The 15,276-nt window shown below is 63.0% G+C and carries 17 protein-coding genes; 8 read left to right on the forward strand and 9 right to left on the reverse strand.

What is annotated here, in order from left to right; translation table 11 throughout:
• Positions 1–9 precede the first annotated feature (9 nt).
• Positions 10–1,005 (reverse strand): zinc-dependent alcohol dehydrogenase family protein, encoded by a 996-nt coding sequence (locus tag FHT79_RS23230; protein WP_047614409.1) that lies wholly within the window; start codon positions 1,003–1,005, stop codon positions 10–12.
• A 142-nt stretch (positions 1,006–1,147) separates the two neighbouring features.
• On the opposite strand from FHT79_RS23230, the gene FHT79_RS23235 reads away from it, so the two are divergent.
• Positions 1,148–1,999, forward strand: a complete 852-nt coding sequence (locus FHT79_RS23235; protein WP_097630504.1) for a LysR family transcriptional regulator — start codon at positions 1,148–1,150, stop codon at positions 1,997–1,999.
• 13 nt (positions 2,000–2,012) lie between these two features.
• Here FHT79_RS23235 and FHT79_RS23240 read toward each other — a convergent pair whose 3' ends face one another.
• Positions 2,013–2,909, reverse strand: a complete 897-nt coding sequence (locus FHT79_RS23240; RefSeq protein WP_183904215.1) for a LysR family transcriptional regulator — start codon at positions 2,907–2,909, stop codon at positions 2,013–2,015.
• A gap of 161 nt (positions 2,910–3,070) precedes the next feature.
• Between FHT79_RS23240 and FHT79_RS23245 the strand changes: the two genes are divergently transcribed.
• The 4 genes from FHT79_RS23245 (at position 3,071) to FHT79_RS23260 (ending at position 7,618) form a co-directional block, all read left to right on the forward strand.
• On the forward strand, positions 3,071–4,510 hold the full coding sequence (locus tag FHT79_RS23245) for an FAD-linked oxidase C-terminal domain-containing protein (RefSeq protein WP_183904216.1): 1,440 nt from the start codon (positions 3,071–3,073) through the stop codon (positions 4,508–4,510).
• Positions 4,507–5,706, forward strand: a complete 1,200-nt coding sequence (glcE, locus tag FHT79_RS23250) for a glycolate oxidase subunit GlcE (RefSeq protein WP_183904217.1) — start codon at positions 4,507–4,509, stop codon at positions 5,704–5,706. The genes FHT79_RS23245 and glcE overlap by 4 nt, the downstream gene beginning before the upstream one ends.
• Positions 5,707–5,759: 53 nt before the next feature.
• Positions 5,760–7,070 (forward strand): glycolate oxidase subunit GlcF, encoded by a 1,311-nt coding sequence (gene glcF, locus FHT79_RS23255; protein ID WP_183904218.1) that lies wholly within the window; start codon positions 5,760–5,762, stop codon positions 7,068–7,070.
• 107 nt (positions 7,071–7,177) lie between these two features.
• Positions 7,178–7,618, forward strand: coding sequence for a hypothetical protein (locus FHT79_RS23260; protein ID WP_047613775.1), 441 nt, complete (start codon positions 7,178–7,180; stop codon positions 7,616–7,618).
• A 142-nt stretch (positions 7,619–7,760) separates the two neighbouring features.
• Here the strand turns inward: FHT79_RS23260 and FHT79_RS23265 are convergent, their stop codons facing one another.
• The 3 genes from FHT79_RS23265 to FHT79_RS23275 form a co-directional block, all read right to left on the reverse strand.
• A complete protein-coding gene (locus tag FHT79_RS23265) occupies positions 7,761–8,435 on the reverse strand; it encodes an outer membrane beta-barrel protein (RefSeq protein ID WP_047613776.1) in 675 nt (224 codons plus the stop codon).
• Between the two features lie 123 nt (positions 8,436–8,558).
• Entirely contained in the window at positions 8,559–9,251 is a 693-nt protein-coding gene (locus FHT79_RS23270) for a L,D-transpeptidase (protein ID WP_047613777.1), read from the reverse strand.
• Between the two features lie 136 nt (positions 9,252–9,387).
• Positions 9,388–10,137, reverse strand: coding sequence for a L,D-transpeptidase (locus FHT79_RS23275; protein WP_183904219.1), 750 nt, complete (start codon positions 10,135–10,137; stop codon positions 9,388–9,390).
• A 248-nt stretch (positions 10,138–10,385) separates the two neighbouring features.
• Between FHT79_RS23275 and FHT79_RS23280 the strand changes: the two genes are divergently transcribed.
• Together FHT79_RS23280 and FHT79_RS23285 are read left to right on the forward strand one after the other, a co-directional pair.
• A complete protein-coding gene (locus FHT79_RS23280) occupies positions 10,386–11,015 on the forward strand; it encodes a DNA-3-methyladenine glycosylase I (RefSeq protein WP_183904220.1) in 630 nt (209 codons plus the stop codon).
• Positions 11,012–11,515 carry a hypothetical protein gene (locus FHT79_RS23285; RefSeq protein ID WP_047615319.1) on the forward strand — a complete coding sequence of 168 codons (504 nt, stop codon included), beginning with the start codon at positions 11,012–11,014 and terminating at the stop codon, positions 11,513–11,515. The genes FHT79_RS23280 and FHT79_RS23285 overlap by 4 nt, the downstream gene beginning before the upstream one ends.
• 4 nt (positions 11,516–11,519) lie before the next feature.
• On the opposite strand, the gene FHT79_RS23290 is transcribed toward FHT79_RS23285, so the two are convergent.
• Complete coding sequence (locus FHT79_RS23290) at positions 11,520–12,224, reverse strand: HAD family hydrolase (protein ID WP_047613781.1); 705 nt, start codon at positions 12,222–12,224, stop codon at positions 11,520–11,522.
• A 236-nt stretch (positions 12,225–12,460) separates the two neighbouring features.
• Here FHT79_RS23290 and FHT79_RS23295 point away from each other — a divergent pair, with 236 nt between their 5' ends.
• Complete coding sequence (locus tag FHT79_RS23295; RefSeq protein ID WP_097542932.1) at positions 12,461–13,510, forward strand: aldo/keto reductase; 1,050 nt, start codon at positions 12,461–12,463, stop codon at positions 13,508–13,510.
• 65 nt (positions 13,511–13,575) lie between these two features.
• Here the strand turns inward: FHT79_RS23295 and FHT79_RS23300 are convergent, their stop codons facing one another.
• The 3 genes from FHT79_RS23300 to FHT79_RS23310 all read right to left on the reverse strand — a co-directional run bounded on the left by FHT79_RS23300 (position 13,576) and on the right by FHT79_RS23310 (position 15,195).
• Entirely contained in the window at positions 13,576–13,935 is a 360-nt protein-coding gene (locus tag FHT79_RS23300; RefSeq protein WP_047613783.1) for a DUF305 domain-containing protein, read from the reverse strand.
• Between the two features lie 75 nt (positions 13,936–14,010).
• On the reverse strand, positions 14,011–14,376 hold the full coding sequence (locus FHT79_RS23305) for a hypothetical protein (protein WP_183904221.1): 366 nt from the start codon (positions 14,374–14,376) through the stop codon (positions 14,011–14,013).
• Between the two features lie 57 nt (positions 14,377–14,433).
• Positions 14,434–15,195, reverse strand: a complete 762-nt coding sequence (locus FHT79_RS23310; RefSeq protein WP_179867800.1) for a hypothetical protein — start codon at positions 15,193–15,195, stop codon at positions 14,434–14,436.
• Positions 15,196–15,276: the final 81 nt, after the last annotated feature.

Raw genomic sequence — 15,276 nt, forward strand, 5'->3', positions numbered from 1 at the left:
TCGTCGAGGTTAGTCGATCTCGACGACGAGCTTTCCATCCGCCTGCCGGCTTTCGATCAGCCGATGCGCCTCATCGGCATCGGCAAGGGTGAAGCGGTGCCTGTCGAGCTTGGGCATCACCTTGCCGGCTTCGACAAGCTTCGTCATCTCCCGCATGATCTGACCGTGATGGGCGCGTCCCTCGCCGGTCAGAAGCGGCAGCAGCGTGAAGACGCCGGAATAGGTGGCGGCCTTGAAGGAGAGCGGCGCCAGCGCGTGGCTTCCCCAGCCAAGACAGCTCACGACATGGCCGAACCGGCTGACGGCACGGAATGCCGTATCGAGCCCCTGGCCGCCGACCGTATCGTAGACCAGATCGAAACCCTTGCCGCCGGTGTGTCTTGCGACATAGGTTTCCACCGTTTCCACGTCACGATCGATCGGTGTTGCGCCAAGGCCGGCGAGATAATCCGCTTTCGAAGCGCCGTCGACCACATAGACCTCGGTTCCGGCAGCCTTGGCGATCTGCGCCACGATATGGCCGACACCGCCGCCGCCGAGTACGAGAACCTTCTGGCCGGCCTTGACCCCGGCGCGGTCGACAAGCCCTTCCCAGGCGGTGATCGAGATCAACGGCAGGGCGGCTGCCTCGCGCATCGACAGATTCTGTGGCTTTGGCGCCAGCAGCGCGGCGTCGATGGCTGCAAATTCGGCAAGCGATCCCTGAATGCCGCCGACCCCGCCGGTCATGCCGTAGACCGCGTCGCCGCGGCGGAAACCACTGACGCCAGTTCCGATCTCTTCGACGATGCCGGCCATATCGATGCCGAGTATGGCGGGAAGCGGATGGCGGGCATGGACCGCATTACCGGCCCGGATCTTGAGGTCGAGCGGGTTGACGCCACTTGCCTTGATGCGCACCAGAACCTGGCCCTCGCCGGGGGACGATTTTGCGATATCGGCGATCCGCAGCGGCGAATTCGGCGTCTCCGCCAGCAGTGCTTTCATCGTTGATTGGACAGGCATGGAACTCTCCTTCGTTCGCAGCGCGGCGTCTGCTGGGGCGTCGGCAATGGCTTGTGCTGGAAGAAGATGGTGCATTGAAGCGCGAATGAAAATGAAAGATAATGACTGAAATCCATGCATTTTTGTTTGACGGATGCGGGCGATGGAATGGAGCGACCTCAAGCTGTTTCTGGCGATCGCGCGGTTCGGCACGCTGGGGGCAGCAGCCCGCAGCCTCGGGCTGACGCAGCCGACGATGGGCAGGCGGCTGCGTGCTCTTGAAGCCTCGCTCGGCCAGACGCTTTTTCAGCGCACGACGGATGGCTTCGTGCTGACTGACGAGGGCACCGCCGTGTTCGCCGGCGCTGAACGCATCGAAGAGGAGGCGCTCGCCATGGAGCGCGTCCTCGCCGGTGGCAGTCGTCAGCTCGATGGCTTTCTCAGGCTGTCCTCATCCGATTGGTTCGGCGCGCATGTGCTTTCGCCGGTACTGGCGGAATTCTCGCAAGTCCATCCAAAGGTAGAGATCGAATTGCTGACCGACAGCCGGCTTCTCAACCTGTCGCGACGCGAAGCCGACCTCGTCTTCCGCATCCGGCCTTTCACGGAGGCGGAGGTCATATCGCGCAAGCTCATCCATATCGAATACGGCCTTTACATCAGACGCGGCGCACCGCACCCCGAAGCTGGCGATGGCACGGGCGCCCGCCTCATCACCATGGACGAGGCTTTCAGCGACATGCCGGATGTCGGCTGGCTGCAGCGCCTGTTGCCGCGGGCCGATACCGTCATGCGGAGCAACAGCCGCGACGTGCAGGCAGCGCTCTGTGCCAACGGTGCCGGGCTCGCCGTTCTGCCGCGGCCGCTCGGCGATTCCCTTGCGGTCGTCGAACTGGTCGATCTCGGTGAACCGCCACCCGGCCGCAACACCTGGGTCGGCTATCACCGCGACATGAAGCGGCTGGCGCGGCTGCGCGCCCTGCTGGACCTCGTCATCGAGAGGCTGGCGCGCTGAACCGGCACTGCCATCAGCGCTCCCAATAGGGGACGGGGCCATAAAGCTCTGCCAGATAATCGATGAACAGCCGCACCTTGGCTGGCAGGAACTGCCGGCTGGGATAGACGACCGACAGCGCGACATTGTGCGAGCCTTCATAGGCCGGCAGCACCTGCACCAGCCGGCCGGCCTTGAGCTCTTCGCCGATATCCCAGGTGGAGCGCAGGGCGATTCCGAGACCGGCGATGACAGCCTCGCGGATCACCTCGCTGGAATTGGTGATCAGCATGCCTTCCGGCCTGAGACTCAGCGCTCCGTCCGGTCCGTTCAGCCGCCAGGTGTCGTTATTGTGCGCCGGCAGGCAGCGGTGGTGTTTCAGTTCGTCGATATGCCGAGGTGCGCCATGCGCCGCCAGGTAATCCGGCGAGGCGCAGAGCAGCCGGCGCACCGGCGCCAGCCTTCGGGCGACGAGGCTCGAATCGGTGAGTTCGGCGATGCGGATCGCCAGATCGAAGCCGCCGCCGACGATGTCGCTGAATTCGTCCGTCAGCACCAGATTGATCGCAAGCTCCGGATGCGCCTCCATGAAACCCTTCAGATGCGGCGCGATATGCATGCGCCCGAAGGAGGTCGGCGCCGAGATCTTCAGCGTGCCGTGCATCTGCGCCGAGCGGCCGGAGATATAGAATTCCGCTTCCTCAAGCCCGGCGAGAATGCCGAGGACGCGGTCGTAGAAACCCTGTCCGGCTTCCGTCAGCGAGATCTGCCGAGTCGTGCGTTGCAAAAGCCGGGTGCCGAGCCGGTCCTCCAGCCGCTTGATCCGCTTGGAGACGACGGCCGGGGAAAAGCCGAGCGCGCGCCCGGCGAGAGACATGCTGCCTGTCGAAACGACCTTGGCAAAGATTTCGAGATCACCCAGATTGGTCATAAGGTTTTGCGACTTTTTCCCCTTTTGGCATAAGTGCTTAGCATTTGCGCCGCTTTCGGGAAAGTGCTAAGCCGGTCAATCGGCGGCAGGGAGGTTCGCGGCCGGTTCCGCTACCCACTTCCCGCTGTCATTTCCCCGTCGTCAGGGCCAGGGAGAACGCCATGTCCGACGCCATTTCGTTTCTCAGCCCCCGCGCCGATGTCCTGGCGCGCAGAGCCCAGATCGTCGCCGATCTGACCGATCTCCTGCCGCCGGAATGCCTGGTGCATGAGGCGCGCGAGCTGGTGCCGTTCGAGACCGACGCCTTCGTCTCCTACCGCCGTCTGCCGCTCGCCGTCGCCCTGCCGCGCACGACAGCCGAGGTTTCGGCCGTCATGCGCTATTGCCACCGATACGGCATTCCGGTCGTGCCGCGCGGCGCCGGCACCTCGCTTTCCGGCGGCGCCATTCCGCAGGAGGATGCGGTTGTGCTCGGCCTGTCGAAGATGAACAGCATCCTCGAAATCGATCTGCCGAACCGCGTCGCCGTGGTTCAGGCCGGCGTCACCAATCTCAACATCTCCGAATCCGTCTCCGCGGACGGCTTTTTCTATGCGCCCGATCCAAGTTCACAGCTTGCCTGCACCATCGGCGGCAATATCGGCATGAATTCCGGCGGCGCCCACTGCCTGAAATATGGCGTCACCACCAACAACCTGCTCGGCGTCAGGATGGTGCTGGTCGACGGCACGGTGATCGAACTCGGCGGCAAGGCGCTGGATGCGGCGGGGTATGATCTGCTCGGCCTCGTCTGCGGCCACGAAGGCCAGCTCGGCATCGTCACCGAGGCGACGGTGCGGCTGATCGCCAAGCCGGAAGGCGCCCGCCCGGTGCTCTTCGGTTTCGAAAGCTCGGAGGCCGCCGGCTCCTGCGTTGCCGATGTCATCGCCGCCGGCATCGTCCCGGTTGCGATCGAATTCATGGACAAGCCGGCAATCGAGATCTGCGAGGCCTTCGCCCATGCCGGTTATCCCCTCGATGTCGGCGCGCTTTTGATCGTCGAGGTCGAAGGGTCGGAAGCGGAGATGGACGCCACGCTGAAGGACATCGTCGAGATCGCCCGCCGGCACGCGGTGAAGACCGTGCGCGAATGCCAGTCGGCGACCGAGGCGGCATTGATCTGGAAGGGCCGCAAATCCGCCTTCGGCGCCACCGGCCGCATCGCCGACTACATCTGCATGGACGGCACGGTGCCGCTCAGCCAGCTTTCCCATGTGCTGAAGCGGACCGCCGAAATCGTCGATCACTATGGCCTGCGTGTCGCCAATGTCTTCCACGCCGGCGACGGCAATATGCACCCGCTGATCCTCTTCAACGCCAACGATCCCGAGGATGCCGCTCGCGCGGAAGCCGCCGGCAACGACATCCTGAAGCTCTGCGTCGATGCCGGCGGCTGCCTGACCGGCGAACATGGCGTCGGCATCGAGAAGCGCGACCTGATGCGCCACCAATATTCCGAGGCCGATCTCGCCCAGCAGATGGCGGCGCGCGCCGCCTTCGATCCCGGCTGGCTCCTCAACCCGTCGAAGGTCTTTCCGCTCGAAGGGCGCCCCGCCGCATGATCGATCTGATGCCGACGAGTGAGGAAGAGGCGACGGCAATCGTCCGCGCCCACGCGGAAAGCGGCCAGCCGCTCGCGATTTGCGGCGGCGATAGCCGCTCGGGCTTCGGCAATGCCGTTGTCGCCGAAGGCCGGCTGCGCTCGACCGGGCTTTCCGGCATCGTCGCCTATAATCCCGGCGAAATGGTCATGACCGTTCGAGCGGGCACGCCGCTCGCCGAGGTCGAGGCGGCGCTGTCTGAGAGCGGCCAGATGCTCGCCTTCGAGCCGATGGATCATCGCCCTGTGATGGGGACGTCCGGCGAGCCGACCATCGGCGGCGTGTTTGCCGCCAATGTCTCCGGCCCGCGCCGGCTCATCGCCGGTGCCGCCCGCGACAGCCTGCTCGGTGTGCGCTTCGTCAATGGCAAGGGCGAGATCATCAAGGCCGGCGGCCGGGTGATGAAGAATGTCACCGGCCTCGATCTCGTCAAGCTGGTGGCCGGCTCGCATGGCACGCTGGCTTTCCTCACCGAAGTTACTTTCCGCGTGCCGCCGCGCCCGAAGACGGAACAGACGGTGGTTCTGTCGGGCCTCAACGACGCCGAAGCGGCAAAGGCCATGGCCGCGGCAATGGCGCTGCCGGTCGAAATCTCCAGTGCCGCCCACCTGCCGCTGACGGTGACGTGGAAATTCCTCGCCGGCACATTGCCGGAGGGTGAGGCGACGGTGCTGCGCATCGAAGGCTTGGCCGGTTCGGTCGACGTGCGCATTGAAAAGCTTGTCGCGACAATGTCGGCCTTCGCCACGGTCACCAGGCTGGAGCAGCCCGACAGCCGCAGGCTCTGGCAAGAAATCCGCGACGTGCTGCCCTATGCCGACGGCACCGCGCGGCCGGTCTGGCGCGTCTCGGTCGCCCCCGGCACCGGCCATCAGCTGGTCGCGGCGCTGCGCCTCGAGGCCGGCGTCGACGCTTTCTATGACTGGCAGGGCGGTCTTGTCTGGATGCGCATGGAGGCCGGTCCTGAAGCCGAGCTGGTCCGCCGCTTCATCAAGGCGCTCGGTGGTGGCCATGCGACGCTGATCCGCGCATCGGCCGAGGCGAGGGCAGTCACCGCGGCTTTCCACCCCGAGCCTGAGGCGGTGGCGATGCTGTCACGGCGGGTGAAGGAGAAATTCGATCCGGCCGGCATATTCAATCCGGGGAAGATGGGGTGAGGGAGAAGATGAGCACAACCCCCGATATCCTCCAAAAGCGGAGGTCCCTCTAAATGCAAACCAACTTCACCCCGAGCCAGCTGCTCGATCCCGCTGTCGCCGAATCCGAGCAGATTCTGCGCAAATGTGTACATTGCGGTTTCTGTACCGCCACCTGTCCCACCTATGTGACGCTCGGCAACGAGCTCGACAGCCCGCGCGGCCGCATCTACCTGATCAAGGACATGCTGGAAAACGGCCGCCCCGCCGATGCCGAGGTCGTCACCCATATCGACCGCTGTCTCTCCTGCCTTGCCTGCGTCACCACCTGCCCCTCCGGCGTCGATTACATGCACCTGGTCGATCACGCCCGCGCCCATATCGAAAAGACCTATAAGCGCCCGTTGATGAACCGGCTGACGCGCGCCATCCTTGCCGCCGTGCTGCCCTATCCCGGCCGTTTCCGCCTGGCGCTCAATCTCGCCCGTCTCGGCCGGCCCTTCGCCGGCCTGATGCGGGGTGGCGCACTGAAACCTTTCGCCGCCATGCTGGCGCTTGCGCCGCGCCGCGTGCCTGCAGCTTCAGCCTTCGCAAAACCCGGCAGTTATCTGCCCGAGACGGAACGGCGCGGCCGGGTGGCGATCCTTTCCGGCTGCGCCCAGCCGGTGCTCGATCCCGGCATCAACGCGGCGGCGATCCGGCTGCTGACGCGGCTCGGCGTCGAGGTCGTACTGCCGGAGGGCGAGGTCTGCTGCGGCTCGCTGGTCCATCACATGGGCCGCGCCGAACAGGCGCTTGCGAGCGCGCGCGCCAATGTCGATGTCTGGACACGCGAGATCGATGGGCAGGGCCTCGACGCGATCATCATCACCGCCTCGGGCTGCGGCACGACGATCAAGGATTACGGCCACATGCTGCGCCTCGATCCCGCCTATGCCGCAAAGGCGGCCAGGGTCTCGGCGCTCGCCAAGGATATCACCGAATATCTCGCCACCCTCGAGCTGCCGGCCCACATGCCGAAGGGCATCACGGTCGCCTATCATTCCGCCTGTTCCATGCAGCACGGCCAGCGCATCACGCTCGCGCCGAAGCAATTGCTGAAAGCGGCGGGCTTTACGGTGCGCGATCCGGCGGAAGGTCATCTCTGCTGCGGCTCTGCCGGCACCTATAACATCATGCAACCGGAGATCTCGGCTGCGCTGAAGGCACGCAAGGTCAAAAACATCGAGGCCACCAAGGCCGATATCATTGCCACCGGCAATATCGGCTGCATCACCCAGATCGCCACCGGCACCGGCATGCCGATCCTGCATACGGTCGAACTGCTCGATTGGGCTTATGGCGGCGCTGTGCCGGAAAAATTAACAGGTTTACCGCTAGGCTGAAGCTACTACAGCGCCGCGCGTCTTTTCAGATGCGCAAAGGACGCTGTAGCACTTTAAATTGCTGCATATGCAGCAGGCCCGTCGGGCCGGTCTCGGGAGGTTGGGCGATGTGGCGGGGAATGATCGTGCTTGCGGGACTGCTCGGAGCGGCAGGCGCCGCCCATGCCGACAGTCGTTTGTTCTGTTCCGCCGACGACAAGGAAGCGCGTTTCACGCTCGAAAGCGGTTTCGAAAGCGATGCCGGCCACAAGCTCAACCATTTCCGCGGTGCACTTGTTGTCAAGGACCAGGCGCAATCGACGGTATTCGGAAAACGTGTTTTCGAATCGCAGCATCTGACCAATCACTGGTCGCGTGACGGCGAACTGCTCCTGGAGGTTCTCGACGGTGGTGATGACGACACCGGCGGAGCAACGCTGGATCTCGTCGTGGTTGCCGGCGAACGCGGCAAGCCGTCGGCAAATTTCAGCGGCACCTATTCCCTGACGATCGCAGGCGGTGAAAAGCCCTATGCCGTCCAGGGCAAGGTCAGCTGCGGCACGAAATAGAGCAATTTCAGGAAGTACGAAGCGGTTTTCCCAGGCAAAGCGCAAGGCGGTTTTGCCTGGGAATTGCATAACGATAAAAGGTTAGAGCGGTTTTGCGCTTTTATGCGCTGAACCGCTCTCACGTCGCAGCCGAAATTTGTTCTTACCAGTGGAATGAAACGCCGACGTTGACGGCATTCGTGAAGATGTTGGTCTTCAGGTCCACGCCGTTGTCGATCGGCACGTCGATGCGCGAATAGGTGCCCTTGTATTCGACGAAGGTCGACCAGCGCTCGGTCACCTTGAAGTCGACGCCGGCCTGGGCCTGCAGCGTCACGCCGCCGAATTCATAGGCCCAGGTCTTGCCCTCGGGGCGAATCACTTCGACATGCGGAATGTTCACGCCGATACCGGCGCCGAGATAGGGCGTCCAGCGGCGGGTCGGATCCTGGAAGCGGTAGAGACCGTTCACCGTAAGCAAGTTCAGGCCGTCGGTGAATTCGAAGTGCGACCAGCCGGTCTTGGCCAGCGTATCGTCGTCGGCATAGACCTTGTCATGGGTATAATCGAGCGAAATACCCCAGTTCGGCTTGTTGAAGTTCTCGAGCCACCAGGTGACGCGGCCGCCGTAATAAGGCGGGCTGCCGAAGGACTTGCCTTCCCAGCCGGCGGTGAAATGCGTGCCGTCGGAGAGATCGACGCCGCTGTGCGGTGCGGTCTGATAACCGCCATAGACAGAGAATTGCAGATCTTCCGCCGAGGCGGAAACTGCTGAACAGATTGTCAAAAACGCGATGCCCGCAAGTAGCGAAGCGGAGGAACGCAGCGCATATGTCATTGAATAGCCCCGATATTGCAAATATGTCGACTCTTAGGCATGTGTGCCAGCTTTCGGCCGCAAAGTCTAAGCAAAACAAAAGGCGCGTCGAAATGCGCCTTTCGTTTTTTTCGTCAGTGTTGCTCAGCCGCCAAACATCGTGCGCAGCACGTCGATGCCTCGGTCCTCGAAAGCCACCTTGCCCTGCCGGTTGCCGGGGCCGATGACGATCACCTTGGTGCCGACAGGCGCGCGGTCGTAGAGGTGCGTCACATCCTCGTTCATCATCCGGATGCAGCCGGAAGACATGTTGAGGCCGATCGTCCAGGGCTGGTTGGTGCCGTGGATGCGGAAGATCGTGTCGCGGCCGCCCTGGTAGAGATACATGGCGCGGGCGCCGAGCGGATTGTCCTCGCCGCCTTCCTGGAAAGCAGGGATGATGTGGCCCTTGGCGGCTTCGCGGCGGCGCATCTCGGCCGGCGGCGTCCAACTCGGCCATTCGGCCTTGCGGCCGATCTTGACGATCCCCGACCAGCCGAAGCCGTCGCGGCCGACGCCGATGCCGTAGCGGGTGGCGCGGTTGTTGCCTTCGACGAGATAGAGATATTTGTTGTTGGTATCGATGATGACGGTGCCGGCCGCTTCCGTCGTCACCAGGCGCACTTTCTTGCGCTTGAACTGCGGCTTCACGTATTTCGGCATCTGCGCCACGCGCACGATCTGCGCCGGGGCTCGTGTATTGTCCGGCGCGGAGCCGGCGGGTGCAGCAAAGGCGGATGTGGACATCAAGGACAGGACAAGTCCGGCGGCAGCCAGACCCGGCATCAATTTGATCATGATCGATTCCCCTCAAGCAAATTCGCTCGAAGCTACATGAACTTCTGACCGATTCAAGATCGGCGTGGCCGGATAAAGCTCTTTTGGAGAAGGGAGCCGGCTATTCTCTACGGCTCCCCAGGTATTTGCCCGGTCGTTACATGACGATGACGCGGGTTCCGACGTTGACGCGGTCATAGAGATCGACGACGTCTTCGTTGCGCAGGCGGATGCAGCCCGAGGAGACGGCGCTGCCGATCGACCAGGGCGCGTTGGTGCCGTGGATGCGGTAAAGCGTCGAGCCGAGATACATGGCGCGGGCGCCGAGCGGGTTTTCCGGGCCGCCGTCCATGCGCGCCGGCAGGTAATGGCCCTTGGCGGCTTCGCGGCTGATCATTTCGGAAGGCGGCGTCCAGTCCGGCCATTCCGTTTTGCGGGTGATCTTGTGGGCGCCGGCCCATTCGAAGCCGGGCTTGCCGACGCCGACGCCGTAGCGCCTTGCCTTGCCGCCTTCCATCACCAGATAGAGGAAGCGGTTGTTGGTATCGATGACGATCGTGCCGGGCTTTTCCGTGGTATCGTAATCGACCATCTGCGGCAGGAATTGCGGCTCGATCGGACGGCGGATCGACGGGATGCCGGGATTGATCGCCGAAACGGTCTGCGGTGCGGCCTGCGGCGCCTGGCGCAGCGCGCGGCGCTGGAAGATTCCGCGCTGCGGCTGCCGGATGACCGGCCGCTGATAGACGACGGGTCGAACCGCGCCGCCGCCGAGCTGGTTGATCCAGGGCGCCGTCAGATCCGGGCTGAGCACGACCGGCGGACGGGTGGCGTAGCGGTCGTCTGCAAGGGCGGCCGTGGAGACAATGCCGAAGAGGGCTGCGGCAAGAATAAGCTGTTTCATCATCGGACGAACTCTCTACAAATGACCGAAAATGGCTGGCGGGACTACTTCTCCGCCCGGGCGGACATGTTCCGCCCGCAAAGACGCTGCCACCCTATCCGCCAGCGAATGGTAAAGATCGATTCATGAAAAGCCGACCGACCGGATAAACTTTTCGTCAGGGTTACCGTTCGGTTTGGAAAGACGGTTTGCAAATGGTAAAGCCGGAATCATGCACGGTGAACGAAGCGACCCCCGCAGGATGAAGGATCATGAGCGCGACAGGCATCATCATCGGCGAGGACGGCAGGAGCCGCTGCCACTGGCACGCCAATCTGCCCGACTACCTCCGCTATCATGACGAGGAGTGGGGCCGCCCCGTCACCGACGACATCCGCCTCTTCGAGAAGATCTGCCTCGAAGGCTTCCAGTCCGGCCTTTCCTGGCTGACGATCCTGCGCAAGCGCGAGAATTTCCGCGCCGCCTTTTCAGGCTTCGATTTCGACAAGGTCGCTCTCTTCGGCGACGAGGATGTCGCTCGCTGCCTTGGCGATGCCGGCATCATCCGCCATCGCGGCAAGATCGTCTCGACCATCAACAATGCCAAGCGCGCGATCGCCCTCAGGGACGAGTTCGGCTCGCTCGCCCGTTATTTCTGGCGCTACGAGCCGGGCCATAACGAGCGGCCTGTTGTGGTCGACCGCGAGCATATCGTCGCCAACCCGACGACGCCGACATCGGTCATCATTTCGAAGGATCTGAAGAAACGCGGCTGGACCTTTGTCGGCCCGACCACAGTTTATGCTTTCATGCAGGCGATGGGTCTCGTCAACGATCATCTGGAAGGCTGCTTCTGCCGGCCCGAGGTCGAGGCGATGCGCTGCGCCCTGGTCCGTCCATGAAAGATCTGTCCGTGAGAATATTGATAACAGCCGCTGCCCTGTTTTTCCTGCCGGTCTCCGCCATGGCGCAGACACCGCAGCTCGATCCCGGCGAGAAGCTGGAGAAGCTGCAATTCCCGGCCGTCACCATGCAGCTGAAGGGCTGGACGAAGTTCGGCAATAGCCATGTCTATACGCTGCCGGTGCGCACCGGCCAGCACGTGAAGGTCAGTTTTTCCACCAAGAGCAAATTTGCCTTCCTGGCGATCTTCGACCTGTCGAAGCCGGATGACGAGGCCTTCTTCGGCACCGACGAGGATGGCATGAGCTTCGAGACGACGGTCAAGGAAGACGCCACCTGGCTGCTGCGTCCCTATTATTCCAAGGTCTCGCCGCGCCGCGGCCTCGGCGCTCCGTTCAGCATCTTGATCGAGCCCTTGGCGGCCGCCCCACAACCGCCGCAACCGCCGGCCGAGCCCGAACGCCCGTCGCTGTTTCCGAAGGCGCCTGCCAAGCAATGAGGCTCTAGCCGAGCCGGTCGATCAGTTCGCGCAATTCCCCGAGATGGCCGATCTTGCGGAAACGCGGCGCTTCTTTCGGTTCATCGACATGTTCCAGCACCCAGGTGAGTTCGTGCGGCACGAAGACGCCATAGCTGCCGGCGGCGATTGCCGGCACGATGTCCGATTTCAGCGAATTGCCGACCATCATCGCCCGCTCCGGCCCGTCGCCGACCTTGGCGAAGATGCGCCGATAGGTGACGGCGGTCTTGTCGGAGACGATCTCGACGGCATCGAAGAAATCGCCGAGCCCGGATTGGGCAAGCTTGCGTTCCTGATCGAAGAGATCGCCCTTGGTGATCATGACAAGCAGGTATTTGCCGGCAAGCCCCTCCAGCGTGTCGCGCACATGCGGCATGGTTTCGACGGGATGGGAGAGGAGCTCGCGGCCGATATCGAGGATCTTGGCGATCACGCCCGAGGGAACCTTGCCCTCGGTGATCTCGATCGCCGTCTCGATCATCGACAGCGTGAAACCCTTGATGCCGAAGCCGTAATGGCGAAGATTGCGTTTCTCGGCCTCCAGCAGCCGCTCGGAAATCTTCGGTCCTTCGGCGAAATCGGCAAGAAGCCTGGTGAAATGCGCTTCCGTCAGTCGGTAATATTGTTCGTTTTGCCAGAGTGTATCGTCGGCATCGAAGCCGATCGTCGTCAGTGGTCGCGTCGTCATATGCGCACCTCTTAAAATATGGCCGGCAATCTATCGGCTGCCTGTGTCGAGACAAGGGCGTCATCTTGGGTACGGTTGGGCGCAGCGTTGAAAAGCGCCGCTGCCGCACTAAATGCACTTTGCCTCACCCTGCAGCCAGCCACGGCTGTGCCTGTCGCGCGCAGGCCAATAATCAAAAAATGAAGTTCAGCGGTTCGCAAGCCCTCTTGCGGCAGACACAAAGGAATTTTTCCACCATGCGTTACAACCAGCTCGGAAATACGGGACTTTTCGTCTCGGAAATCTGCTTGGGCACCATGACCTTCGGTGAAGCCAAGCAAGGCAGCATGTGGGGCGCCATCGCCGATGTCGACCAGAATGCCGCCGACCGGATCGTCGAACGCTCGCTTGCTTCGGGCGTCAATTTCATCGACACGGCCGATGTCTATTCGGCCGGCGAGTCCGAAAGGCTGCTCGGCCAGGCGCTGAAGAACCTCGACATCCCACGCAAGGACGTCGTCATCGCCACCAAGGTCTATGGTGTGATGGGCGACAAGCCGAACGACCGCGGCGCCTCGCGCGGCCACATCATGGATTCCGTCGAGGCGAGCCTCGAGCGCCTGCAGACCGATCACATCGACCTCTATCAGATCCACGCGACCGATACGGTGACGCCGATCGATGAGACGCTACGCGCCTTCGACGATCTCGTCTCCCGCGGCCTGGTGCGCTACATCGGCGTCTCCAACTGGCAGGCCTGGCGCATCTCCAAGGCGCTCGGCCTGTCCGAACGCCGCGGTTTTGCCCGTTTCGAAACCGTGCAGGCCTATTATTCCATCGCCGGCCGTGATCTCGAACGCGACATCGTGCCGATGATGCAGGAGGAGAAGCTCGGCCTGATGGTCTGGTCACCGCTCGCCGGCGGACTGCTCTCCGGCAAGTATGGTCCCGGCGCGCCCGGCAACGGCGAGGGCCGCCGCGCCAGTTTCGATTTCCCGCCTGTTGACAAGGACAAGGCCTGGGCCTGCGTCGCCGTCATGCGCGAAGTCGCCGAAAAGCACGGCGTCGGCGTCGCCACCGTGGCGCTCGCCTATATCCTCGCCAAGCCCTTCGTCACCACAGTCATCATCGGCGCCAAGCGTGTCGACCAGCTCGACCAGAACCTTGCCGCCGTCAAGCTGAAGCTCGATGAAGACGATATGAAGAAGCTCGACGAGGTGAGCGCGCTTGCGCCCGAATATCCCGGCTGGATGCTGGCCCGACAGGGCGCCGGCCGCCGCCCGGCCGATTTCGAGCCGAAGGACTGACCTCGCCAACATAAGTCTTGGGGAACGCCTGACATCCCGGCGTTCCCCTTTTCATCCACGATCGATTATTTGCCGTGGGCCTTGAGCCAGGCGGTCATCTCAGCGATCTCGGCTTCCTGTGCCTTGATGACGGCTTCGGCGAGCTTTCGGATATCGGGATCTTTTCCATATTGAAGCTCGATCCTGGCCATATCGATCGCGCCCTGATGGTGCGGGATCATGCCGCGGACGAAATCCGCATCGGCATCGCCGCTATACTCGATCATCATATCCTTGTGCATCTTGGCATTGGCCTCGCTGAAGGCGTGGCTTGCCGCATCGTGATTGCCCATCGGCTTGCTCATATCCATCGGTTTGTCTTCGGCAAGGACGGGAGCGGCAATGATGGCGAGCATGGCGGTGAGGGCGATGATTTTCAAAGACATGAGAGTTCCTTCCTCTGTCTGACAATAGGTTTGCCGGGCGGCTGAGCCACCCGATTGGCATGGATTGCTATGGTGTCAGGACAATCGCGGAGGCGGCGACTGTGGTGTCGGTTTGTCGTCGTCGAGGGCGCGGGCAAGCGCGGGGTCGGGATAACCGAAAATGGACTTACCGCTGGCCATGACCGTCACCGCCGGTGGCAACAGCAGGCAGGCGGCGCAAAGCGGCATATGCGCGGAATTGCCGCCGGCGCAGGGGCCTTTCGAGGGTTCAGTCTTGCCCGCCGCCTCGGACATAGCCATGCCGTGCATTTCGTGATGCATGCCGGCTTCGACGGCAACCGGTGCATTCATCGATGCGCAGGTCGGACAGCCTGCCCATGCGGACATGGCGCTGTAGACCAGCCAGCCGAGAAACATCACGATGAGGGCGAGCATGCGCATGCTGTTTTATAGGCGAATGACTGATGCAAGCCAAGCCGACCGGCGATCACATCCTGATCACCAGCTGGCAATGACCTTGTGCTCGATCCGGTAATCCTTGCTCTCTTCGCCGAGCGGCGCCACCGGCCATGTCCAGGTAGCTTTTGCCGGCGGCGGCAATACGCCATGCAGCAGGTCGGCCTCCTCATGCGTCCTGCCGTTGCGGTCGATGACGGCATAGGCGATGTCGGTCACCAGGCAGCCGCGGCAGGGGAGGCCCGAAAGCCCGGTCAGATGCGCCGCGATCAGCCTTTCCACCGTGTCTTCGGGCATTCGCCCGGCCTCGGCCTCCGAGCGCCGTTTCACACCGCGACCGATCTGCGACAAGAGGTTGGCCGAAACCACCAGATCGAGATAGGGCACGCTCCTGAGGAAGCCGAGCGGTTCGGGCTGCCGGCCGGCGGCAAGGTCGTCATAGCCGGAGAGGTCGCGCTCGATCAGTCGGACATTGCGATAGCCCTTGGCCGACAGCCACAGGCGCACCGATGCGAGGTGAACGAGATCGACCAGCACGACGGTATCGAAATCGCGCGCCAGTTCCTCGATCGGCACGTCCCGCAACAGACCGGAACCGAGCACGACGGCGGTCCGCTTCTGCCTGAGACCGGCCGCAGCCGCGCGGATCGCAGTCCGGCTCTTTTCCTCATGTTCGGCCCAATCCGCCGCACAGCGCCCGGCCCGCGACCACAGATTGACGGAATAGCGGATGAACTTTCGATGCGGCTTGCCGGTCAGCGGCAAGGTCGCGGCATAGAGAAGCGCTTCAGCGATCATGAGCATATCCGCATTTCTGATGGATGCCTCCGGTTCAATCGATACTCCCTGCGGCATCAAGACCCTTCGCCCTTGCCGCTCCCCGCC

The organism is Rhizobium sp. BK212, from assembly GCF_014197475.1.
Taxonomy (GTDB): Bacteria; Pseudomonadota; Alphaproteobacteria; order Rhizobiales; family Rhizobiaceae; genus Rhizobium; species Rhizobium anhuiense.

Bases quoted from the DNA above. Each gene is read 5' to 3' on its own strand.
- FHT79_RS23270 (WP_047613777.1), bottom strand. From the start codon at position 9,251: ATGATCAAATTGATGCCGGGTCTGGCTGCCGCCGGACTTGTCCTGTCC.
- FHT79_RS23275 (WP_183904219.1), bottom strand. From the start codon at position 10,137: ATGATGAAACAGCTTATTCTTGCCGCAGCCCTCTTCGGCATTGTCTCC.
- FHT79_RS23310 (WP_179867800.1), bottom strand. From the start codon at position 15,195: ATGCTCATGATCGCTGAAGCGCTTCTCTATGCCGCGACCTTGCCGCTG.
- FHT79_RS23280 (WP_183904220.1), top strand. From the start codon at position 10,386: ATGAGCGCGACAGGCATCATCATCGGCGAGGACGGCAGGAGCCGCTGC.
- FHT79_RS23305 (WP_183904221.1), bottom strand. From the start codon at position 14,376: ATGCGCATGCTCGCCCTCATCGTGATGTTTCTCGGCTGGCTGGTCTAC.
- FHT79_RS23245 (WP_183904216.1), top strand. From the start codon at position 3,071: ATGTCCGACGCCATTTCGTTTCTCAGCCCCCGCGCCGATGTCCTGGCG.
- FHT79_RS23240 (WP_183904215.1), bottom strand. From the start codon at position 2,909: ATGACCAATCTGGGTGATCTCGAAATCTTTGCCAAGGTCGTTTCGACA.
- FHT79_RS23265 (WP_047613776.1), bottom strand. From the start codon at position 8,435: ATGACATATGCGCTGCGTTCCTCCGCTTCGCTACTTGCGGGCATCGCG.
- FHT79_RS23290 (WP_047613781.1), bottom strand. From the start codon at position 12,224: ATGACGACGCGACCACTGACGACGATCGGCTTCGATGCCGACGATACA.
- FHT79_RS23300 (WP_047613783.1), bottom strand. From the start codon at position 13,935: ATGTCTTTGAAAATCATCGCCCTCACCGCCATGCTCGCCATCATTGCC.
- FHT79_RS23285 (WP_047615319.1), top strand. From the start codon at position 11,012: ATGAAAGATCTGTCCGTGAGAATATTGATAACAGCCGCTGCCCTGTTT.
- glcF (WP_183904218.1), top strand. From the start codon at position 5,760: ATGCAAACCAACTTCACCCCGAGCCAGCTGCTCGATCCCGCTGTCGCC.
- FHT79_RS23260 (WP_047613775.1), top strand. From the start codon at position 7,178: ATGTGGCGGGGAATGATCGTGCTTGCGGGACTGCTCGGAGCGGCAGGC.
- FHT79_RS23230 (WP_047614409.1), bottom strand. From the start codon at position 1,005: ATGCCTGTCCAATCAACGATGAAAGCACTGCTGGCGGAGACGCCGAAT.
- FHT79_RS23295 (WP_097542932.1), top strand. From the start codon at position 12,461: ATGCGTTACAACCAGCTCGGAAATACGGGACTTTTCGTCTCGGAAATC.
- FHT79_RS23235 (WP_097630504.1), top strand. From the start codon at position 1,148: ATGGAATGGAGCGACCTCAAGCTGTTTCTGGCGATCGCGCGGTTCGGC.
- glcE (WP_183904217.1), top strand. From the start codon at position 4,507: ATGATCGATCTGATGCCGACGAGTGAGGAAGAGGCGACGGCAATCGTC.